This is a genomic window from Paraburkholderia flava, from assembly GCF_004359985.1.
Classification (GTDB): Bacteria; Pseudomonadota; Gammaproteobacteria; order Burkholderiales; family Burkholderiaceae; genus Paraburkholderia; species Paraburkholderia flava.
On the sequence record NZ_SMRO01000002.1, the window covers coordinates 282,890 to 305,308 of the forward strand.

General features: G+C 64.4%; 20 protein-coding genes. 13 read left to right on the forward strand and 7 right to left on the reverse strand.

Features of this window, described 5'->3' with window-relative positions; all coding sequences use genetic code 11:
* Positions 1-50: 50 nt before the first annotated feature.
* The 4 genes from E1748_RS12600 to E1748_RS12615 form a co-directional block, all read right to left on the reverse strand.
* Positions 51-833, reverse strand: a complete 783-nt coding sequence (locus E1748_RS12600; protein WP_133647575.1) for a metal ABC transporter permease — start codon at positions 831-833, stop codon at positions 51-53.
* Positions 826-1,752, reverse strand: coding sequence for an ABC transporter ATP-binding protein (locus E1748_RS12605; protein WP_133647576.1), 927 nt, complete (start codon positions 1,750-1,752; stop codon positions 826-828). The genes E1748_RS12600 and E1748_RS12605 overlap by 8 nt, the downstream gene beginning before the upstream one ends.
* Positions 1,749-2,648 (reverse strand): metal ABC transporter solute-binding protein, encoded by a 900-nt coding sequence (locus E1748_RS12610; protein ID WP_133649338.1) that lies wholly within the window; start codon positions 2,646-2,648, stop codon positions 1,749-1,751. The genes E1748_RS12605 and E1748_RS12610 overlap by 4 nt, the downstream gene beginning before the upstream one ends.
* Before the next feature lie 105 nt (positions 2,649-2,753).
* The gene (locus E1748_RS12615; protein WP_133647577.1) at positions 2,754-3,227 is read right to left on the reverse strand and encodes a Fur family transcriptional regulator; all 474 of its coding nucleotides are present in this window, start codon (positions 3,225-3,227) and stop codon (positions 2,754-2,756) included.
* 269 nt (positions 3,228-3,496) lie between these two features.
* Here E1748_RS12615 and E1748_RS12620 point away from each other — a divergent pair, with 269 nt between their 5' ends.
* The 6 genes from E1748_RS12620 (at position 3,497) to E1748_RS12645 (ending at position 9,507) form a co-directional block, all read left to right on the forward strand.
* A complete protein-coding gene (locus E1748_RS12620; protein ID WP_133647578.1) occupies positions 3,497-4,279 on the forward strand; it encodes an L-iditol 2-dehydrogenase in 783 nt (260 codons plus the stop codon).
* Between the two features lie 103 nt (positions 4,280-4,382).
* Positions 4,383-5,705 carry an ABC transporter substrate-binding protein gene (locus tag E1748_RS12625; RefSeq protein WP_133647579.1) on the forward strand — a complete coding sequence of 441 codons (1,323 nt, stop codon included), beginning with the start codon at positions 4,383-4,385 and terminating at the stop codon, positions 5,703-5,705.
* 124 nt (positions 5,706-5,829) lie between these two features.
* On the forward strand, positions 5,830-6,765 hold the full coding sequence (locus E1748_RS12630; protein ID WP_133647580.1) for a carbohydrate ABC transporter permease: 936 nt from the start codon (positions 5,830-5,832) through the stop codon (positions 6,763-6,765).
* On the forward strand, positions 6,762-7,625 hold the full coding sequence (locus tag E1748_RS12635; RefSeq protein WP_133647581.1) for a carbohydrate ABC transporter permease: 864 nt from the start codon (positions 6,762-6,764) through the stop codon (positions 7,623-7,625). Before E1748_RS12630 ends, E1748_RS12635 begins: the two co-directional genes overlap by 4 nt.
* A gap of 11 nt (positions 7,626-7,636) precedes the next feature.
* Complete coding sequence (locus tag E1748_RS12640) at positions 7,637-8,326, forward strand: HAD family hydrolase (RefSeq protein ID WP_420819320.1); 690 nt, start codon at positions 7,637-7,639, stop codon at positions 8,324-8,326.
* A 71-nt stretch (positions 8,327-8,397) separates the two neighbouring features.
* The gene (locus E1748_RS12645; protein ID WP_133647583.1) at positions 8,398-9,507 is read left to right on the forward strand and encodes an ABC transporter ATP-binding protein; all 1,110 of its coding nucleotides are present in this window, start codon (positions 8,398-8,400) and stop codon (positions 9,505-9,507) included.
* Between the two features lie 143 nt (positions 9,508-9,650).
* Here the strand turns inward: E1748_RS12645 and E1748_RS12650 are convergent, their stop codons facing one another.
* The 3 genes from E1748_RS12650 to dalD form a co-directional block, all read right to left on the reverse strand.
* Entirely contained in the window at positions 9,651-10,598 is a 948-nt protein-coding gene (locus E1748_RS12650) for a sugar-binding transcriptional regulator (RefSeq protein WP_133647584.1), read from the reverse strand.
* Positions 10,599-10,687: 89 nt separating this feature from the next.
* Entirely contained in the window at positions 10,688-12,169 is a 1,482-nt protein-coding gene (gene xylB / locus E1748_RS12655; protein WP_133647585.1) for a xylulokinase, read from the reverse strand.
* Between the two features lie 118 nt (positions 12,170-12,287).
* Positions 12,288-13,703, reverse strand: coding sequence for a D-arabinitol 4-dehydrogenase (gene dalD / locus E1748_RS12660; protein WP_133647586.1), 1,416 nt, complete (start codon positions 13,701-13,703; stop codon positions 12,288-12,290).
* A 540-nt stretch (positions 13,704-14,243) separates the two neighbouring features.
* On the opposite strand from dalD, the gene E1748_RS12665 reads away from it, so the two are divergent.
* The 7 genes from E1748_RS12665 to E1748_RS12695 all read left to right on the forward strand — a co-directional run bounded on the left by E1748_RS12665 (position 14,244) and on the right by E1748_RS12695 (position 22,415).
* Entirely contained in the window at positions 14,244-15,269 is a 1,026-nt protein-coding gene (locus E1748_RS12665; protein ID WP_133647587.1) for an AraC family transcriptional regulator, read from the forward strand.
* A gap of 126 nt (positions 15,270-15,395) precedes the next feature.
* Complete coding sequence (locus E1748_RS12670) at positions 15,396-16,373, forward strand: ABC transporter substrate-binding protein (protein ID WP_420819321.1); 978 nt, start codon at positions 15,396-15,398, stop codon at positions 16,371-16,373.
* Between the two features lie 74 nt (positions 16,374-16,447).
* Complete coding sequence (locus tag E1748_RS12675) at positions 16,448-17,968, forward strand: sugar ABC transporter ATP-binding protein (protein ID WP_133647588.1); 1,521 nt, start codon at positions 16,448-16,450, stop codon at positions 17,966-17,968.
* Entirely contained in the window at positions 17,955-18,959 is a 1,005-nt protein-coding gene (locus E1748_RS12680) for an ABC transporter permease (protein WP_133647589.1), read from the forward strand. The genes E1748_RS12675 and E1748_RS12680 overlap by 14 nt, the downstream gene beginning before the upstream one ends.
* A gap of 46 nt (positions 18,960-19,005) precedes the next feature.
* Complete coding sequence (locus E1748_RS12685) at positions 19,006-20,097, forward strand: alcohol dehydrogenase catalytic domain-containing protein (RefSeq protein WP_133647590.1); 1,092 nt, start codon at positions 19,006-19,008, stop codon at positions 20,095-20,097.
* A gap of 30 nt (positions 20,098-20,127) precedes the next feature.
* On the forward strand, positions 20,128-21,672 hold the full coding sequence (locus E1748_RS12690) for an FGGY-family carbohydrate kinase (RefSeq protein ID WP_133647591.1): 1,545 nt from the start codon (positions 20,128-20,130) through the stop codon (positions 21,670-21,672).
* Positions 21,669-22,415 carry an SDR family oxidoreductase gene (locus E1748_RS12695; RefSeq protein WP_133647592.1) on the forward strand — a complete coding sequence of 249 codons (747 nt, stop codon included), beginning with the start codon at positions 21,669-21,671 and terminating at the stop codon, positions 22,413-22,415. The genes E1748_RS12690 and E1748_RS12695 overlap by 4 nt, the downstream gene beginning before the upstream one ends.
* The last annotated feature ends 4 nt before the right edge of the window (positions 22,416-22,419 follow it).

The window sequence follows — 22,419 nt, forward strand, 5'->3', positions numbered from 1 at the left end:
GCCCTGTTTGTTTTTGCGTTCGCGTTTGTGTTCGAGCGCGCTGCGTGCTGTCAGCGACGTCCCAGCAAACTACCGCCATACACGATCGCCGCGAGCGCAGTGATCCAGAAACTCGTCGGCCAGTCGGTGTAGTACGCGAGCGTCAGCCCGATCCACGACTGCGCGAGCGCGAGTAGCGCTGCCAGCACGAGTCCGGCGGACAGTCGCGTGGTGAGGTTCTGCGCGGCCGCAGCCGGTCCAACCATTAGCGTGAACACGAGCAGCACGCCGACGATCTGCGTGCACGCGGCAACGGCGATTGCGGCGATCGAGAGGAACAGGATCGACACGGTGCGCAGCGAGACGCCTTTAGCCTCAGCGAGTTCGGGCTGCAGCGACGCGAACAGCAGTGGACGCATGATCGCCGCGAGCGCGACGAGACTCACGGCGGCGAGCGCGGCGAGGATCACGAGCGTCGACGGGTTCACGCCGAGCACGTTGCCGAACAGCAGCGCGGTGACCTGCGTCGCGTACGCGGTGAAGAAGTGCAGGAACAGCAGCCCGAAGCCGAGCGACAGCGACAGGATCACGCCGATCGCGACATCGCGGCCCGCGAGACGTTCGCCGAGCGCGCCCATGCCGATGCCCGCCGCGAGCGTGAAGCCGACCATCCCCCAGATCGGCGAGATGCCGATCAGCACCGCGCCCGTCGCGCCGGTGAAGCCGACGTGCGACAGCGCATGGCCTGCGAAGGTCTGTCCGCGCATCACGAGGAAGTAGCCGACGATGCCGGCCAGCACCGCGACGATTCCCGACGCCGCGAATGCGTTGATCATGAAGTCGTATTCAAACATCGTGCGAATGTCCGTCGCGTGGCGTACGCGAGTGGGTATGAGAATGACCGTGATCGTGGGAGTGACCGTGATCGTGGCTGTCGTCTTCGTGCGCGTGGTCGTGCTTCTCGACCTCGACATCACCTGACATCACGAAGATGCGGCCGTTCACACGCATCACGTCGATCGTCGAACCGTAGAGGCGCGACAGCACCGGCTTCGTGATCACTTCGTCGACGGTGCCGAGCGCCGCGACGCCGCTGCCGAGATACAGCACGCGATCGAGCGCATGCAGCAGCGGATTGAGTTCATGCGCGGAAAACAGCACGGCGATGCCGAGTTCCTGCTGCACGCGCCGTACCAGTTCGACGACGCCTTTCTGATGATGCGGATCGAGACTGATCAACGGTTCGTCGAGCAGCAGCAGCTTCGGGTTGCCGAGCAGACACTGTGCGAGCAGCAGACGCTGCCGTTCACCGCCCGACAGCTCCGACAGCGGCCGTCCCGCGAGCGCAGTGCCATCGACCAGTTCGAGCACGCGCTCGACGTCCGCGCGCGTTTTCGCATCGGCATGCGGCCAGCCCCAGCGATGACCGTCCGCAGCCATCGCGACGAAATCGCGACCGCGCACGCGACGGCCCGCGAGCGCGCTGCGCGTCTGCGGCATATAACCGATCGACGGATTGCCACGCTCGACGCTCGCGCCGAGCACGCGAATCGCCCCTTGCGCGGCCGGCACGAGGCCGAGCACCGCGCGCATCAGCGTGGTCTTGCCCGCGCCGTTCGGCCCGAGCACACCGATGAATTCGCCCTGATTCACGACGAAACTCGCGTCGCGCAGGATCGTGCGGCCGCCGAGATCGAGCGTCACATGCTCGAGTTCGAGCACGGGCGTCGTGCCGGTGGCCTGCGCGTTTGCAGGGCGATCTGTTGCTGTCATTGAGCGGTTCCTTTACCGGGGCCGCCTACGGCAAGCGCCGTCTCGAGCGCGTTCAACTGCGCGAGCATCCATTGCTGGAAGGTCTTGCCGGCGGGCTGCGTCTCGGTGACGCTCACCGTCGGAACATGCGATTGCTGGGCCAGTTTCAACATGCGTTTGGTCAGGGCTTCGGTCGCCTGGCTGTTATAGATCAGGACATGGACGCGCTTCTCGCGCAGGTCGCGCTCGAATGCGGCGATGTCCGACGCGCTCGCTTCCGTGTCGTTCATCGCGGCCAGCTGGAAGCGCTGGTTGCGCATGTCGAGGCCGATCGCATCCGACATGTAGCCGAACACCGGCTCGGTCGCCGTCACCGGCACGCCGGCGTAGCGGGCGCGCAGCGCAGCGGCCTTGTCGGCGACCGGCTTCATCGATTCGACGAAGGTCGCGAGGTTCGCATCGTACGCCGCTTTATGCGCCGGGTCAGCAGCGTCGAGCGCCGCGACGACCGCGCGCGCGACGGCGGGCATCGTCGCCGGGTCGTACCACAGGTGCGGATTGTCGCCGCTCTTCTTGCCGACGAGGTCCGCCGCGATGACGATCGTGCGATGCGGATTCTTCGATGCGTTCAGCAACTTCGTCATCCACGGATCGTAATCGGCACCGTTATAGACGACGAGGCTCGCGTGCTGCAGATCGCGCGCCGTCTTCGGGCTGGCTTCGAACAGATGCGGGTCCTGGTCCGGATTGCTCAGGATGCTCGTCACGTCGACGTGCTCGCCGCCGAGTTGATGCACGACATCGCCGTAGAAATTCTCCGCCGCGACGACGCGGATCTTCGCGTCCTGCGCGAATGCGGTATGCGCGAACGCGAATGCGGCGGCACCGGCCGCGAGATATTTCGACAGGCCGAGCATGCGGCGGGTCAACGGAGCGGAGAGGGTTTTCATCGGCTATTCCTGGTGACTGATTGCTTTGTTGAAAGGTGAGGGTGTTGTTTCGCGAGTGCGCAGGTGCAACGGCTAGGCGGGTGCGCCGGTCTGACAGGCGGCGCACAGGCCGCTCAGTTCCACGACCTGGCGATGCACTTCGAAACCGTGGGCCGGCGCGCTGTGCGACAACTGCGCGGCGAGTTCGTCGCCGGGAATCTCGACGGTCGAGCCGCACGCTTCGCAGATCAGGAACTGGCCTTGATGCGGCCGGCCGATCTCGCAGCACGCGAAGAACGCATTCTTCGATTCGATCCGGTGGACGAAGCCGTGCGCGACGAGAAAGTCGAGCGCACGGTAGACGGTGGTCGGCGGCACGCGACCGCGTTGCGGCGCGAGTGCGTCGAGCAGATCGTAGGCACCGACGGGCCGTTCGCTCGCCGCGATGAGCGCATAGACCTGGCGACGCAGCGGCGTCAGCGCGAGCCCTTCGCGTGCGGCGACGGCATCGGCGGTGGCGAGGCGGGCGGCAAGTCGATCGGTGGATACAGCAGACGAAGCGGACATACGGAGCATTCCGTGAACGTCGGATGACGCGAGTGCGGAATGATATAACGTATCGCGAACGGATGGGAGCAAGAGCCGCATCCACCCACCAGGCCAGCCTGCGATGAGACTGACGCGCTGCACCATCGAAATCTTGCAGCGTGCCTTGACATGACCCGACACGTATCCGATCATTCGACCACAAACAGAGCAATTGCTCGATCACGGAGCGTTCGCTCGGTGTGCCAAACAACCGGACCACAACCCGGACCAAAACCTGGAGACAAGCGGTGGCAGCACGACTGCAAGACAAGGTGGCGATTCTGACAGGCGCGGCCAGCGGGATCGGTGAAGCGGTCGCGCGGCGCTATCTGGATGAAGGCGCGCGCTGCGTGCTCGTCGACCTGAAGCCGGCCGACGGTTTCGCGCAGCGTCTGCAGGACAGCGACGGTGAGCGCGTGCTCGTCGTGTCGGCGGACGTCACGCGACGCGACGACATCGAGCGTATCGTCGAGCAGACCGTGTCCCGTTTCGGCCAGATCGATATCCTGTTCAACAACGCTGCGCTGTTCGACATGCGCCCGCTCCTCGACGAGTCCTGGGACACGTTCGACACACTCTTCTCGGTCAACGTCAAAGGCCTGTTCTTCCTGATGCAGGCGGTCGCCCGCAAGATGGTTGAGCAGGGGCATGGCGGCAAGATCATCAATATGTCGTCGCAGGCCGGTCGGCGCGGCGAAGCGCTCGTCTCTCACTACTGCGCGACGAAAGCCGCGGTGCTGAGCTACACGCAATCGGCGGCGCTCGCACTCGCGCCGCACAAGATCAACGTCAACGGGATTGCACCCGGTGTCGTCGATACGCCGATGTGGGAGCAGGTCGATGCGCTGTTCGCGCGCTACGAAAACCGGCCGCTGGGCGAGAAGAAACGTCTTGTCGGTGAAGCGGTGCCGCTCGGCCGCATGGGCGTACCCGACGACCTCACCGGCGCCGCGCTATTCCTCGCTTCCGCCGACGCCGATTACATCACCGCCCAGACGCTGAACGTCGACGGTGGCAACTGGATGAGCTGATCCCAAGCTCGCGCTGTACGGATTCCCCCCGCACCATCATGTAGATACAAGCAACACGCAAGCAGACCACGCAGCCGGTCATTAACGACAAAGGAGACAAGCAATGAAACGAACCCACCGATTTGCGCTCAAGGCGATCAGTGCCGGCGCGCTGGCCTGCGCGACGCTCGGCGCGTCCGCCGCGACCGTGACGATCGCGATGTTGAACAACCCGGACATGATCGAGCTGAAGAAGCTGTCGCCCGCATTCGAAAAGGCGAATCCGGACATCAAGCTGAACTGGGTGATTCTCGAGGAAAACGTGCTGCGTCAGCGCGCGACGACCGACATCACCACCAACAGCGGCCAGTTCGACGTCGTGATGATCGGTGCATACGAAACGCCGCAGTGGGGCAAGCGCGGCTGGCTGTCGCCGCTGACGAACCTGCCCGCCGATTACGATCTGAACGACGTCGTGAAGACCGCGCGTGACGGCCTGTCGGTGAACGGTCAGCTGTACGGCCTGCCGTTCTACGTCGAAAGCTCGATGACTTACTACCGCAAGGATCTGTTCGCCGCGAAGGGCCTGAAGATGCCCGATCAGCCCACGTATGACCAGATCAAGCAATTCGCCGACAAGCTCACCGACAAGGCCAATGGCGTCTACGGCATGTGCCTGCGCGGCAAGGCCGGTTGGGGCGAAAACATGGCCTATGTGACGACGCTCGTGAACACGTTCGGTGGCCGCTGGTTCGACGAAAAGTGGCATGCGCAGCTCACGTCGCCGGAATGGAAGAAGGCAGTCAACTTCTACGTCGATCTGCTGAAGAACGATGGCCCTCCGGGCGCGAGCTCGAACGGCTTCAACGAAAACCTCACGCTGATGTCGTCGGGCAAGTGCGCGATGTGGATCGACGCGACGGTCGCGGCCGGCATGCTCTATAACAAACAGCAGTCGCAGGTCGCGGACAAGATCGGTTTCGCGGCAGCGCCGACGGCCGTCACGCCGAACGGTTCGCACTGGCTGTGGACGTGGGCGCTCGCGATTCCGAAGTCGTCGAAGGCACAGGACGCCGCGAAGAAGTTCATCGCGTGGTCGACGTCGAAGCAGTACATCGAGATGGTTGCGAAGGATGAAGGCTGGGCATCTGTGCCGCCGGGTACGCGTCAGTCCACCTACGCGCGTCCCGAGTACCAGCAGGCCGCGCCGTTCGGCAGCTTCGTGCTGAAGGCGATCGAAACCGCCGATCCGAATCACCCGACCGCGAAACCGGTGCCGTACACCGGCGTGCAGTTCGTCGGCATTCCGGAGTTCCAGTCGTTCGGGACGGTGGTCGGTCAAAGCATCTCCGGCGCACTCGCTGGCCAGATGACGGTCGATCAGGCGCTCGCTGCCGGTAATGCGACCGCCGATCGCGCGGTGCGTCAGGCGGGCTATCAGAAGTAACCGCGTCCGGGCACCTTCGCGGTAACGAGAAGGGCCCCCGGCCGACGCCAGTCGGCCGGGCCCGGCAGCACAGCGGGCCGTCGTTTCACGATGGCCCGCGCATTACCAAAAGGTGGTCACGATCATGCGTCATTTACACCTTCCTCTCATGCAAGCCCGCCCCAAAACCGAACAGGATCACGAAGCGCGCAAGGCGTCGTCCGCGCGCTGGCTCGTGTCGCCGTCCGTCGCCGTGCTGCTGCTGTGGATGGCGATCCCGCTCGCGATGACGATCTGGTTTTCGTTCACGCGCTACAACCTGCTGAACCCCGACGAGAAAGGTTTCGCGGGCCTCGACAACTACCGCTATCTGGCGACCGATCCGTCGTTCATCCCGTCGATCGTTCACACGATCCAGCTGATCGTCGCAGTGCTGGTGATCACGGTGGTCGGCGGCATCCTGATGTCGGTGCTGTTCGATCGCAAGTTCTACGGTCAGGGCATCGCGCGGCTGCTCGCGATTGCGCCGTTCTTCGTGATGCCGACGGTCAGCGCGCTGATCTGGAAGAACATGATCCTGCATCCGGTGTATGGCCTCGTCGCGAGCGGTATGCGCGCGTTGGGTCTCACGCCGATCGACTGGTTCGCGCAGTTCCCGCTGACCTCGGTGATCATCATCGTCGCGTGGCAGTGGCTGCCGTTCGCGTTCCTGATCCTGTTCACCGCGATCCAGTCGCTCGACCAGGAGCAGAAGGAAGCCGCGAAGATCGACGGCGCCGGCCCGTTCTCGATGTTCTTCTTCATCACGCTGCCGCATTTGAAGCGCGCGATCGCCGTCGTGGTGATGATGGAAACCATCTTCCTGCTGTCGATCTTCGCCGAGATCTACACGACGACCGGCGGCGGCCCAGGCACCGCGACCACCAACCTGTCGTACCTGATCTACGCGCTCGGCCTGCAGCAGTTCGACGTCGGCCTCGCATCGGCCGGCGGGATTCTCGCGGTGGTGCTCGCGAACATCGTGTCGTTCTTCCTCGTGCGCATGCTCGCGAAGAACCTGAAAGGGGAGTACGAAAAATGAGCCAGCTTGCCGCAACAACGTCGCCGGCTAAGTCACCTGCAAAGTCGCCGTTCGCGATCGTCAGACGCAGCATCCCCGGCATCCTTGCGTGGCTGATCGCGCTGCTGCTGTTCTTCCCGATCTTCTGGATGACGATCACCGCGTTCAAGACCGAGCAGCAGGCGTACTCGTCGTCGCTGATTTTCATGCCGACGCTCGACAGCTTCCGCGAGGTGTTCGCACGCAGCAACTACTTCGCGTTCGCGTGGAACTCGGTGCTGATCTCGGTCGGCGTCACGGTGGTGTGTCTGCTGCTCGCGGTGCCGGCCGCGTACGCGATGGCGTTCTTCCCGAACCGCCGCACGCAGGGCGTGCTGCTGTGGATGCTGTCGACGAAGATGATGCCGTCCGTCGGCGTGCTCGTGCCGATCTACCTGCTGTGGAAAAACACCGGGTTGCTCGACACGGTGTGGGGTCTGGTGATCGTCTACACGCTGATCAATCTACCGATTGCCGTGTGGATGGCGTTCACCTACTTCAATGAAATTCCGAAGGACATCCTCGAGGCGGGTCGCATCGACGGCGCGGCGACGTGGCAGGAAATCGTCTACCTGCTGATGCCGATGGCGCTGCCGGGTCTGGCATCGACTGCGCTGCTGCTGGTGATCCTGTCGTGGAACGAGGCGTTCTGGAGCATCAACCTGTCGAGTTCGAACGCGGCGCCGCTGACGGTATTCATCGCGTCGTATTCGAGTCCCGAAGGGTTGTTCTGGGCGAAGCTGTCGGCGGCATCTCTGCTGGCGGTCGCGCCGATCCTGATCGTCGGCTGGCTGTCGCAGAAGCAGCTGGTGCGCGGTCTCACGTTCGGGGCGGTCAAATAATGAGCGATGGCATGACAGTGAGCGCGCGCGCATTGATCTGCGATTGCGACGGCGTGCTCATCGACAGCGAAGCGGTTGCGGCGGCGATGCTGGTGCGCGAACTCGAAGCGCGCTGGCCCGACGCGGACGTCGCGCCAGTCGTGATGCCGCTGCTGGGTCTGCGCATCGAACGGGTACTCGACGGCACCGCGACGCAACTCGGGCGCACGCTTGCCCCGGCCGATGTCGCAGCGATTCGCGGCGCAGTAGAACAGGCCGCGATGCAGGCGCCGGCAGTGGCCGGCATCGGCGATGCGCTGTCGCAGATCGCGTTGATCAAGGCCTGCGCGAGCAACAGCTACCGGCCGTACGTCGAGAGCGTGCTGGCGCGTACCGGCCTCAAGCGCTTCTTCGGCGACCGGCTGTTCTGCGCCGATGCGGTGGCGAAGCCGAAGCCCGCGCCCGACGTTTATCTCGCGGCCGCGCGCGGTCTCAGTACGACGCCGGAGCATTGCCTCGTCGTCGAGGACAGCGTGACGGGTGCAACAGCGGCGAGCGAGGCGGGCATGACGGTGCTCGGTTTCATCGGCGGCGGGCACGCGAGCGCGCAACAGATCGAAGCGCTGCGCGCAGCAGGGGCGCAGCACGTGTTCGACGATATGCGGCAATTGCCGGGGCTCGCGGCGCAGTGGATTGCGAGCGCGGCTGTCGGGTCGCATTGAGGCGATTGGTTAAACGCAGTAGCGGCAATACAGCGGGCAACTCCGCGACGAATCTGGATGGGAGACACATCATGGCAAGCCTGACCCTACGCGGTATCAGCAAGCGCTACGACGACAATGAAGTGATGCGCGACATCAACCTCGACATCGCGGACGGCGAGTTCGTCGTATTCGTGGGGCCGAGCGGCTGCGGCAAATCCACGTTGATGCGGATGATCGCCGGCCTGGAAGACATCAGCGGCGGCGACCTGAACATCGACGGCGTGCGCGTGAACGAGGTGGCACCCGCGAAGCGCGGCATCGCGATGGTGTTCCAGTCGTACGCGCTCTATCCGCACATGACGCTGTACGACAACATGGCGTTCGGCCTGAAGCTCGCGGGCACGAAGAAGCCCGAGATCGACGTGGCCGTGCGCAACGCGGCGAAGATCCTGCACATCGATCATCTGCTCGACCGCAAGCCGAAGCAGCTGTCGGGCGGTCAGCGGCAGCGCGTCGCGATCGGCCGCGCGATCACGCGCAAACCGAAGGTGTTCCTGTTCGACGAACCGCTGTCGAATCTCGACGCCGCGCTGCGCGTGAAGATGCGGCTGGAATTTGCGCGTCTGCACGACGAACTGAAGACCACGATGATCTACGTCACGCACGATCAGGTCGAGGCAATGACGCTCGCCGACAAGATCGTCGTGCTGTCGGCGGGGAACGTCGAGCAGGTCGGCAGCCCGACGCAGCTCTATCACGCGCCGGCCAACCGTTTCGTCGCGGGCTTCATCGGCTCGCCGAAGATGAACTTCATGGAAGGCGTCGTGCAGTCGGTGTCGCATGACGGTGTCACGGTGCGCTACGAAAGCGGCGAGACGCAGCGCGTCGCGGTCGAGCCGGGCAATGCGAAGGAAGGCGACAAGGTAACCGTCGGCATCCGGCCGGAGCATCTGCATGTGGGCTCGACGGAATACGGCGTGTCGGCGCGCACGATGGCGGTCGAATCGCTCGGTGATGCCGCGTATCTGTACGCCGAATCGAGCATCGCGCCGGACGGGCTGATCGCACGCATTCCGCCGCTCGATCGTCATACGAAGGGTGAGACGCAGAAGCTGGGTGCGACGCCGGAGCACTGCCATCTGTTCGATAGCGATGGGCTGGCGTTTCAGCGGAAGATTGTTGAAGTGCTCGCGGCCTGAGCTGACGGCAGGAAGTGAAAGAGGCGCATGCGGAGGGATCCGCATGCGCCTCTTTTTTGTGTTTCGAGTTAGCGCCTGGAGTCAACGCTTCGAATCAGCACTTCGATTTGCACGAACGCCGAAGCCACCACGCCAACATCCAATCACGCATCAAGCGCCGCACGCGCGCACGCTTCGTCAGTAACAAGCCCCGACAACCAGCCGCCCTTAAGCACCGCGATCAACGCATCGCGCTTACGCTCGCCGCCGGCAAAGCCGATCGTCGGCCGCTTCGGCGGCGACGACAGATGAATGCTGGTCACGCGACGGCCGGTCGGCGATTCGACCCGCCCGCCTGCAACATCGATCGGCAGCCCGAGCATCTCAGCGATCGCACCCAGCTGCGTGAGCTCATCCACTTCATCCGACGTGATGAAACCGTCCTCGTGCAACGGACAATGTGGCCCGAGATTGCCGATCCCGACGAACGTGACGTCCGCTTCTGCCGACAGCGATTCGACGATCCGGTACAGCCGGTGATTGCACCACTGCGCGCGCTCGGCCTCGTTGTCCGCGATCAGCGGCGCGGGCAACAGGAAGTGCTTGCCGCCGGTCTTCTCGGAGATGTGCAGCGCGACGTCGTAGCGGTTCGACGACCCGTCCTGCGCAATCGCGCCGACGATCGACACGAGCCGGTGATGCGGCCGCTCGATCTGCGCGATCTGATCGACGGCAGCCTTCAGCGTCCGGCCGCTGCCGACCGCGATGACCATCGGCTTTTCTTCGCCGAGATAGCGCTCCATCACCTGCGCGCCAGCTACTGCGAGCTTGCGATCGACTTCTTCGGGCGTGTCGTCGTCGACCGGCACGACCTCGCACATCGACAGGCCGTAGCGTTTCGACAGACGGTCGGCGAGCGTCAGGCAGTCGGCCAGCTGGTGATCGACGCGCACGCGGATCAGGTTCTTCTCGACCGCGAACGCGACGAGCCGCTGCGCGACGGGCCGCGACACCTGGAGCTTTTCGGCGATTTCGTTCTGCGTGTTGCCGGCGACGTAGTAGAGCCACGCAGCGCGGGTCGCGAGATCGAGTTTTTCGGTGGACTTGGGCACGATGGATTCCGCCTGGGTTGCGCGTTGCGCGGCGCTTGTGGCGTCACGGGCTGCGCGATATTCAGTGGACTTGCGGGGGGCTTGCCTGTTTACACCAGCCGTTCGCGCGACGGATCGAACAACGGCCGCACATGACGATACAACGCACGGAAACCGTCGAGGCGTCCCCGCAGCATCGTATGCCGTTGCACGTCCGGTGTGAATTCGCGTTCGACGGGCGGCTTCGTCAGCACCTCGGCCGGATTGCCGCCGGCCGCGAGCCAGCCGAGCCGGGCCGCGCCGAGCGCCGCGCCGGTTTCGCCGCCACCGTGCTTGCGCGTGTTCGTGCCGAGTGCGTCGGCGAGCAGTTGTGCCCAGTAGTCGCTGCGTGCACCGCCGCCCAGCAGCGACAGCGCGTTCGCTTCGGTGCCTGCCGCGCGCAGCGCGTCGAGGCCGTCGGTCAGTGCGAGCGTCACGCCTTCGATCACCGCGTAGCCGAGCAGCGCGCGATCGGTCGCGTGAGTCATGCCGAAGAATACGCCCTGTGCGTACGGGTCGTTGTGCGGCGTGCGTTCGCCCGATAGATACGGCAGGAACAGCGGCGCGGTGGCGAGCGTATCGGGTGCGAGCGCGCCGATTTCGCCGAGCAGCGTAGGCTCGTCGGTGGACGTGAGTTTGCAGACCCAGCGCAGACAGCTCGCTGCCGACAGCACGACGCTCATCTGATGCCAGCGATCCGGAATCGCGTGGCAGAACGCATGCACCGCCGACGCCGGATTCGGCCGGAAGCGATCGCCGACCACGCACAGCACGCCCGATGTGCCGAGCGATACGAAACCGTCGCCCGGCTGCGTCGCGCCGATGCCGATCGCGCTCGTTGCGTTGTCGCCGCCGCCGGCCGCGACGATCACGTCGTCGCGCAAACCGAATTCGCGTGCGAGTTCCGCGCGCAACGTACCGGACGGCGCGCTGCCTTCGGCGAGCGCGGGCATCTGCGAACGGCGCATGTCGCACGCTTCGAGCAGCGCATCGGACCAGTCGCGTTTCGCGACGTCGAGCCACAGCGTGCCCGCCGCGTCGGAGGGATCGGACACCTTGCCGCCCGTCAGCATCAGCCGCAGATAATCCTTCGGCAGCAGTACGCATGCGGTGCGCCGGAAAATCTCCGGCTCGTGCCGCGCAACCCACAACAGCTTCGGCGCGGTGAAGCCCGGCATCGCGAGATTGCCCGCGATGCGATGCAGGTCAGGCGCGCGCGCGGTCAGCTCCGCGCATTCGTCGACGCTGCGCATGTCGTTCCACAGGATCGCCGGACGCAGCACGCGGTCTTCCGCATCGAGCAGTACCGCGCCGTGCATCTGGCCCGACAGGCCGATGCCGCGCACCTGTGCGAATTCGTCGGGGTGCTTTGCGCGCAGCGAGAACAGCGCGGCGCGGGTGCCGTCCCACCAGTCGGCGGGATTCTGTTCGGACCAGCGTTGATGCGGCCGCGATACGGTGAACGGTGAGCCCGCGGTGCCGATCACGCGACCGTCTGATGCGAGCAGCAGGACTTTTACTTCGGACGTGCCGAGGTCGATGCCGAGATACATGGGCGCGTGGGGTCGTCGTTGGGGATGCGCTACTTTAGCCGCCCACGGCGCGGGTTGCTATGGGCGTTTTACCTCGCGCGGCGTGGAAGGGCGCGCGAGGCTGGGAGTGGTGCGACGCTCAGGCGGTCGCGCCGCGTGCGGCGATCCACGCATCGACGCGCGCGAGCGCGCTGCGTACCGTCGCTTCGAGCGCGGGGTTCTGTGCGAGGCCGCCCCACAGCAGACGGTCGGTGCAAAACGCATGCAGCGGATCGTTGCTCGCGAAGAAGCCGCGCGCGGTTGCTTCGTCCATCACGCCGTCCTGGTACGCATACGGCAACACGCCGCGCTGCCAGCGATCGAGAAAGCGGAAGAACAGCGCGGGCAGCATCGCCGTCGCGGCGGGTTCGGCACCGCGCGCAAAGCATTCGGCGAGGGTCGGCGCGATGAAGCCGGGCATCTTCGAGAAGCCGTCGGCGGCGACCCGCTGATTGGTGTCCTGGATATGGGGATTGCCGAAGCGGTCGAGCACGACGTCGCGATAGCGCGCGAGATCGAGCGGGCTCGGCGTGAGGCAGGGGATCACGTCCTGTGTCACGTAGTCGTACGCGAACTGACGGATGTCGGCGTCGAGCGTGCCTTCGTGGATGTAGCGCAGCCCGACCAGCGTGCCCGCCCACGCGATGCAGCTATGGCTCGCGTTGAGAATACGGATCTTCGCTTCCTCGTACGGCAGCACCGACTCGACCAGCTCCGCGCCGACGCGCTCCCACGCGGGACGGCCCGCGCAGAAGCGGTCTTCGATTACCCACTGGATAAACGATTCGCCCATCACCGGGCTCGCGTCGTCGAAGCCGGTCGCGGCGCGCACGCGTTCGCGGACGTCGTCGGTCGGGCGCGGCGTGATGCGGTCGACCATCGAGTTCGGGCTCGTCGTGTGCGCGTCGAACCATTGACGCAGCGCAGTCGCGCCGCGTCGCTCGAGGAATTCGTTCATCCCCGCATGAAAGCGTTCGCCGTTGCTGCGCAGGTTGTCGCAGCTTTGTAGCGTGACCGGGCCGGCGTTGCGCTGCATCCTTGCTTCGAGGATCGCGGCGAGCGCGCCGTAGATGGTCGTGCGCGCGCCGGCGAGGTCGGCGGCGAGATCGGGGTTCGCGGTGTCGAGCCGGTCGTGTTCGTCGAGGTAATAGCCGCCTTCGGTGACAGTGAACGACACGATGCGGCACGCCGGATCGGCGCCCGCTTCGACGAGCGCATCGAGATTCGCGGACCACGGCAGCACGCGCTCGATCGAACGGATCGTTTCGTACGCGCGCTCGCCGTGCGGCGTGACGGTTTCGAGCGTGTAGACGCCGTGCTGTGCGGCGAGTGCATCGAGCGCTGCGCGCATGTCGTCGCGGATGTTGCCGACGGTGAGCGACCAGCGCGGCTCGCCGTCCTGACGCGCTTCGTTCAGCCGATGCAGATACCAGGCCTGATGCGCGCGGTGAAACGATCCCACGCCGATGTGCAGGATCACGTTGGCGGCCGCGCCGCTGTCTTGCCCGCTGTTCATGTTGCGTCTCCTGAGAGTCTTGGCGCGCACGGTCGGGGCGTGCGTCTTTAATCGGGTCGAGGTTGGATAACCGCGCAATGCGATGCAGGAACGAGCATTTGCTCTATATGTGAACGAATGATCGTATTCGCTGAATTGAAAGTCAAGGTCGGCGCGGCGCTTTCGTTGGCGCAGTGCGGCGAAGGGCGACAGCAGGCGATTGCCGGTCGTCTTAGCCTTGAGCGGGCGGGGCGGATGGGGCATGCACGGCAGCCATCGCACGTCCGGCGGCAAGCTGTTGCGTTGCACCAAATTTGACACTGTTTGCGTTCGGGCTAACCCGAATGCAAAAAAGTATTGGTCTCGCGTTTCATTTTTAGTGGTATCGAACGCGACCGAAGACTAACTTTCGCTATACAGGCCGGACAGGCCGAATACGGGTGGCGCGGGTCGAGCAAGATTGTTCCCGCACCGCTTCACGGAGGAAGACACGATGACCCAGCCGATTCCCACGCATCCGCTTACCGCGATGCCGCCGGCGCACCGCACACGGTGCGTCGCATGAAGCGCGCGCATCGTCCGGAGGGAAGCAGCGCGCAACCCGATCTCGAACTGGTCGCCGTGCAGCACGACGAATCGTTCAAGGTGTGGTCGCATGGGTATCCGTACCGCACTGTGCGGTGGCACTTCCATCCTGAGTTCGAAATCCATCTGATCGTCGCGACGACCGGCAAGATGTTCGTCGGCGATCACATCAGCAGTTTTGCGCCGGGCAATCTCGTGTTGATGGGCCCGAACCTGCCGCACAACTGGGTCAGCGACGTGCCCGAAGGCGAGTCGATCGCGCAACGCAATCTGGTCGTGCAGTTCGGTCAGGAGTTCGTCACGCGTTGCACCGAGAGTTTTCCGGAGTGGCGTTCGGTCGAGACGCTGCTCGCCGATGCGCAGCGCGGCGTGTCGTTCGGTGCGAAGACGAGCGCCGCGATCCAGCCGCTGTTCAAGGAACTGCTCGGCGCGCGTGGACTGCGACGCATCGTGCTGTTCATGTCGATGCTCGAACATCTGCTCGATGCAACCGATCGCGAGTTTCTCGCGAGCCCCGCGTATAGCGTCGATCCGTCGAGCTTCGCATCGACGCGGATCAATCACGCGCTTGCCTACATCGGCAAGAACCTGTCGGGCGAACTGCGCGAGGGCGATCTCGCGCAGCTCGCAGGGCAGAGCGTCAGCGCTTTCTCGCGTTACTTCCGTCGCCATACGGGGCTGCCGTTCGTGCAGTACGTGAACCGGATGCGTATCAATCTCGCGTGCCAGCTGTTGATGGACTACGAGCTGAGCATCACCGACATCTGCTTCAAGGCCGGCTTCAACAACCTGTCGAACTTCAATCGGCAGTTCCTCGCGGCGAAGGGCATGGCGCCTTCGCAGTTTCGTCGCTATCAGCAACTGAACGACGCGAGCCGCGTCGCGTCCGAAGAAGCGGCCGCTCGCGGCGAAGGCATCGCGGGCGCACCGCCGATCGTTCCCGCGGCGCCCGTGCCGTCCGCACGCGCACGCGCCGCACCGTCCGCGTGGCCGCCAACCTGACGCGGCCCGCACCACCGGGATGATCACCCGCTAACCCGTCGAGATCGCCCGCTTCGTACCCTGTTCCAACGCTCATCGTGCCGACCGGCGCGAGGGACATGCTCACACTCAATAACGGAGACAACCATGACGCACATCGCTTCGATCCTCGCTTCGACCGCTGCTTCGATCACTGCCCTGCGATCGAAGCGGCGCATGACGCTAGCTGCAACCGCGTTCGCACTCGCCGGCGCATCGCTCGTGGCCGCGCCCGCTGCGCAGGCCGCGCCGCTGAAGATCGGCATGACGTTTCAGGAGCTGAACAACCCGTACTTCGTGACGATGCAGAAGGCACTCGATGAAGCCGCCGCATCGATCGGCGCGCAGGTGGTCGTCACCGATGCGCACCACGACGTCAGCAAGCAGGTGAGCGACGTCGAAGACATGCTGCAAAAGAAGATCGACATCCTGCTCGTGAATCCGACTGACTCGACCGGCATCGTGTCGGCGGTGAATGCGGCGAAGAAGGCGGGCGTGGTGGTCGTTGCAGTCGATGCGAACGCGAACGGTCCGGTCGATTCGTTCGTCGGCTCGAAGAATTTCGACGCGGGCCAGATGTCGTGCGAGTACCTCGCGAAGGCGATCGGCGGCAGCGGCGAAGTCGCGATTCTCGACGGCATTCCGGTCGTGCCGATTCTCGAACGCGTGCGCGGCTGCAAGGCGGCACTCGCGAAGTTTCCGAACGTGAAGATCGTCGATACGCAGAACGGCAAGCAGGAACGCGCGACCGCGCTGTCCGTCACCGAGAACATGATCCAGGCGCATCCGAACCTGAAGGGCGTGTTCAGCGTCAACGACGGCGGCGCGATGGGCGCGTTGTCGGCGATCGAGTCGTCGGGTAAGGACATCAAGCTGACGAGCGTCGACGGTGCGCCCGAAGCGATCACCGCGCTGCAGAAGCCGAACTCGAAGTTCATCGAGACGTCCGCGCAGTTCCCGCGCGACCAGGTGCGCATCGCGCTCGGCATTGCGCTCGCGAAAAAGTGGGGCGCCAATGTGCCGAAGGCGATTCCGGTCGACGTGAAGCTGATCGACAAGGACAACGCGAAGGGTTTCAGCTGGTAATGCAGTTGAGCAGTCGGTAATGCACGCGCCGCGCGCAGTGTGACCCGCGCGCGGCGGCGAAGTGGAGAACATCGATGGACGCGATACTGAAGCTCGAACACATCTCGAAGGGATTTCCCGGCGTGAAGGCGCTGCAGGACATCCACCTCGAGATCGCGCGTGGCGAGATTCACGCGCTGCTCGGCGAGAACGGTGCGGGCAAATCGACGCTGATGAAAATTCTGTGCGGCATCTACGAGCCGGACGAAGGGACCATCACGATCGACGGCGAAGCACGCCGCTTCACGAACTATCACGACGCGGTCGCGGCCGGCGTCGGCATCGTGTTTCAGGAGTTCAGCCTGATTCCGTATCTGAACGCGGTCGAGAACATGTTCCTCGGTCGTGAGCGACGCACGCGTTTCGGCACGCTCGATCGCGCGGCGATGCGTCGCATGGCGGCTGACATTTTTAAGCGGCTCGGCGTCGCGATCGATCTCTCGGTGCCGATTCGCGAGCTGTCGGTCGCGCAGCAGCAGTTCGTCGAAATCGGCAAGGCGCTGTCGCTCGACGCGCGCATCCTGATCCTCGACGAACCGACCGCGACGCTCACGCCCGCCGAAGCCGAGCATCTGTTCACGATCATGCGCGAACTGAAGCAGCAGGGCGTCGCGATGATTTTCATCTCGCATCACCTCGAAGAAATCTTCGAAGTGTGCGACCGCATCACCGTGCTGCGCGACGGTCAGTACGTCGGCATGACGGAGGTCGCGAGCACGGACGTTGGGCGGCTCGTCGAGATGATGGTCGGGCGCAGGATCGAAAGCAGCTTTCCGCCGAAGCCGCCGTTGCGTGCCGATGCAAAGCTCGTGCTTGAAGTGGACGCGTTGCAGTTGAACAAGGACGGTCCGGTGAATCGCTTCGTGCTGCGCGAAGGCGAGATTCTCGGCTTCGCGGGGCTGGTCGGTTCGGGCCGCACCGAGACCGCGCTCGCGGTGATCGGCGCCGATCCGGCACACGTGAAGGAGATCCGCATTCGCGGTGCGGCGGCGAAACTGTCGGACCCGGCCGATGCGCTGAGCGCAGGCGTCGGCATTCTTCCGGAAAGCCGCAAGACCGAAGGTCTGATCACCGACTTCTCGATCAAGCAGAACATCTCGATCAATAACTTCGGCAAGTATCGCGCGGCCCGCTTCTTTATCGACCGGCGCAGTGAAGCGCGCGCGACCGCCGACATCATGAAGCGTGTCGGCGTGAAGGCGCCGACGATGAACACGCAGGTCGGCACGCTGTCGGGCGGCAATCAGCAGAAGGTCGTGATCGCGCGCTGGCTGAATCACCACGCGAATATCCTGATCTTCGACGAGCCGACACGAGGCATCGATGTCGGCGCGAAAGCCGAAATCTATCTGCTGATGCGCGAACTCACCGCGCGCGGCTACTCGATCATCATGATTTCGTCGGAGTTGCCGGAGATCGTCGGCATGTGCGATCGCGTCGCGGTGTTCCGCCAGGGACGCATCGAAGCAACGCTCGAAGGTGACGCGATCGACGCGAACGCCGTAATGACCTGCGCGACCGCGGGCAACCAGGGAGCCCACCATGAACACGCCTGATTCCTCTTCTCCCAAGACTGCGCGCGCGTCGTCCGATACGCCGGGCGTGCCGCTGCGTTTTAACTGGGCGTCGCTCCGACGCTCGACGTTGTTCTATCCGTTCATCGGTCTCGTCGTCGTCTGCATTGCGATGATGTTCGCGAGCGACAGCTTTCTGTCGGCCGCGAATCTCGAGAACGTACTGCGTCAGGTATCGATCAACGCGATCATCGCGGTCGGCATGACCTGCGTGATTCTGACCGGCGGCATCGATCTGTCGGTCGGTTCGGTGATGGCGTTGTCGGGCACGCTCGCCGCGGGGCTGATGGTGGCCGGCGTGAACGCGGTCGCCGCACTCGCGATCGGCATCGCGGTCGGACTCGGCTTCGGCGTCGCGAACGGCTTCTTCGTCGCGTTCGCCGGCATGCCGCCGATCATCGTCACGCTCGCGACGATGGGCATCGCGCGCGGTCTCGCGCTGATCTACACCGGCGGCTATCCGATCGACGGGTTGCCCGACTGGGTCAGCTTCTTCGGCAGCGGCAAGGTGCTTGGCATCCAGGCGCCGGTGCTGATCATGCTTGTGATCTACGCGGTCGCGTGGTTGCTGCTCGAACGGATGCCGTTCGGCCGCTACGTCTATGCGATCGGCGGCAACGAACAGGCGACGCGTCTGTCCGGTGTGCGCGTCGCGCGCGTGAAGCTGCTGGTCTATTCGATCGCGGGGCTCACGTCGGCATTCGCGTCGATCGTGCTGACCGCGCGTTTGATGAGCGGTCAGCCGAACGCGGGCGTCGGCTTCGAACTCGACGCGATCGCGGCCGTCGTGATGGGCGGCACGTCGATCTCCGGCGGACGCGGCTCGATCATCGGCACGTTGATCGGCGCGCTGCTGCTCGGCGTGCTGAACAACGGACTGAACATGGTCGGCGTGAATCCGTACGTCCAGAACGTGATCAAAGGCGGGATCATCCTGCTCGCCATTTACATCAGCCGCGAGCGCAAGAAGTAAGCGGCGCTTTTCCTCTTTCTTTCCACTCTCGAAGCAAGGTCATGCAATGAGCACCCAAGACCCCGTTGAAAAAGAAATGACGGCTATCGTCTGCCACGCGCCGGAAGACTATCGCGTCGAACAGGTGACGCGCCCGCACGCCCGCGCACACGAACTCGTGATCCGCATCGCCGCATGCGGCATCTGCGCCAGCGACTGCAAATGCCACTCCGGCGCGAAGATGTTCTGGGGCGGCCCAAGTCCCTGGGTGAAAGCGCCGGTGATCCCGGGTCACGAGTTCTTCGGCTACGTCGAAGAACTGGGCGAAGGCGCGGCGGAACACTTCGGCGTGCAGGCCGGCGACCGCGTGATCGCCGAGCAGATCGTGCCGTGCGGCAAGTGCCGCTATTGCCGCTCGGGCCAGTACTGGATGTGCGAAGTGCACAACATCTTCGGCTTCCAGCGCGAAGTCGCGGACGGCGGCATGGCCGAGTACATGCGCATTCCGCCGACCGCGATCGTTCACAAGATTCCGCTCGGCATTTCGCTTGAAGACGCCGCGATCATCGAACCGCTCGCGTGCGCGATTCACACGGTGAACCGCGGCGATCTGCAGCTCGACGACGTCGTCGTGATTGCCGGCGCGGGACCGCTCGGTTTGATGATGACGCAGGTCGCGCATCTGAAGACGCCGAAGAAGCTCGTCGTGATCGATCTCGTCGAAGAGCGGCTTGCGCTTGCGCGCGAATACGGCGCCGACGTGACGATCAATCCGAAGGAGGACGACGCGCTCGCGATCATCCAGTCTTTGACCGGCGGCTATGGCTGTGACGTGTATATCGAAACGACCGGCGTGCCCGCAGGCGTCACGCAGGGGATGGATCTGATCCGCAAGCTCGGACGCTTCGTCGAGTTTTCGGTGTTCGGCGCCGAGACTACAATGGACTGGTCGGTGATCGGCGACCGCAAGGAACTCGACGTGCGCGGCGCGCACCTGGGACCCTACTGCTACCCGATCGCGATCGATCTGCTCGCGCGCGGTCTCGTCACATCGAAGGGCATTGTCACGCATGGCTTCTCGCTCGAAGAATGGGACGAAGCGATCCGCGTCGCGAACTCGCTCGACTCGATCAAGGTGCTGATGAAACCGCGTAGCTAGCACGGCATATAAGGCACATACGGAGACACTATGGATTACGTCATCGGCGTCGACATCGGCACGCAGAGTACGAAAGCGCTGCTCGCCGACCGGCACGGCACGATCGTCGCGCAGCATTCGCGCAGCTACCAGCTCGACACACCGAAGCCGTTATGGGCGGAGCAATGGCCGTCGGTATGGCTGAAGGCTGTTGCCGAGTGCATCAAGCGCTGCGTGGAGAAAGCCGCCGCCGCTGGAATCGACCGCTCTTCGATCAAGTCGATCTGCGTGAGCAGCCTGTACGGCGGCTCGGGCATTCCGGTCGACAACGAAATGCGGCCGCTGTACCCGTGTCTGATCTGGATGGACCGGCGCGCGACCGATCAGGTCGAATGGGTGCGCGCGAACGTCGACGTTGACCGTTTGCAGACGATCACCGGTAACGGCGTCGACAGCTATTACGGCTACACGAAAATGCTGTGGCTGCGCGAGCACGAACCGAACGTGTGGGCGAAGACGCGCTACTTCCTGCCGCCGAACGCATATCTGATCTATCTGCTGACCGGCGAGGTCGCGGTCGATCACAGCTCGGCCGGCAATATCGGCGGCGTGTACGACGTCGCGCGGCGCGACTGGTCCGACGAAGCACTCGACATGCTCGGCATTCCCGCGACGATGATGCCGGAGCGACTCGTCGAATCGTCGGAGGTGGTCGGCGGATTGCTGTCGCAGTGGAGCGATCAGTTGGGGCTCGACGCGGGCACGAAGGTCGTCGCAGGCGGTGTCGATGCAGCGGTCGCGACATTCGCGGCGGGCGTCACGCGACCGGGCCAGCACGTCGCGATGCTCGGCACGAGCATGTGCTGGGGTTATCTGAACCAGACCGTCGATGCGCGGCACGGGCTCGTCAGCATGCCGCACGTGTTCAACGGACAGCGCGACCTCTACGTGTTCGGCGGCGCGATCACGGCGGGCGCGTCGGTCACGTGGTATCGCGATCAGTTCTGTCACGCGGAAATCGAAGCGGCGCGCGGGACCGAACACGGCGATCCGCATCGCGTGCTCGAAGAAGCGGCCGCGCAGGTGCCGGCCGGTGCCGACGGCGTGATGTTTCTGCCGTACCTGATGGGTGAGCGCAGTCCCGTGTGGGATGCGAAGGCGAGCGGTGCGTTCGTCGGACTGAGTCTCTTTCATACGCGCGCGCATCTGTACCGCGCGGTGCTCGAAGGTGTCACGTTTGCTTTGAAGCACAACATCGAAGCGGGGCGGCGCGGCGCGCAATCGCTTGATGAACGGTTGATCGTCGTCGGTGGTGCCGCGCATTCGGACCTGTGGATGCAGATCATCGCGGACGTCACCGGCTACCCGGTGCTGACGATCGAGCAGGACGTCGAGGCTGCGATGGGCGCTGCGTTGCTCGCTGCGGTCGGCGCGCAACTGATCGATCGCGACGAAGCCGAGCGCGGCTGGATCACGCTCGTCGAACGTGCGCGGCCCGATGCGGAGCGGCAGAAACTCTACACACAACGCTTCGGCGTCTATGCCGATCTGTACCCGGCGTTGAAGCCGATCATGCACCGGTTGCAGCCTTCATGAACGCACACTTCGATTTTTCTGGCCGCTCGATTCTCGTGACGGGCGCGTCGAGCGGTATCGGGCGCACAACGGTCGAACGGCTGTGCGCGAGCGGTGCACGTGTGGTGGCCGCCGCGCGTAATGCGGCGGAACTCGCGCGGCTCGCCGAGCAGACGGGTTGCGAGCCGCTGGTGCTTGACGTCGGTGATGCAGGTTCGATCGATTGCGCGTTTGCATCGCTCGGTGAGCGTGGGATCTTCGACGGTCTCGTGAATTGCGCAGGCATCGCGTTGCTCGAACGTGCGCTCGATACAACTGCGGAGAGTTTCGACAGCGTGATGGCCGTCAACGCGCGGGGCGCGGCGCTGGTCGCGCGCTACGTCGCGCGCGGGATGATCGACGCGGGTGTGAAGGGCAGCATCGTCAACGTGTCGAGCCAGGCGTCGCTCGTCGCACTCGACGATCACCTCGCGTATTGCGCGTCGAAGGCCGCGATGGATGCGATCACGCGCGTGCTGTGCGTCGAACTCGGGCCGCACGGTATTCGCGTGAACAGCGTGAATCCCACCGTCACGCTCACGCCGATGGCCGTGCTTGCGTGGAGCGATCCGGTGAAGCGCGAGCCTGCGTTGCAGGGCATTCCGTTGCACCGCTTCGCCGAACCCGACGAGGTCGCGCAGCCGATCCTGTTTTTGCTGAGCGACGCGGCGTCGATGATCAGTGGGGTGGCGTTGCCGATCGATGGGGGGTACACCGCGCGGTGAAACC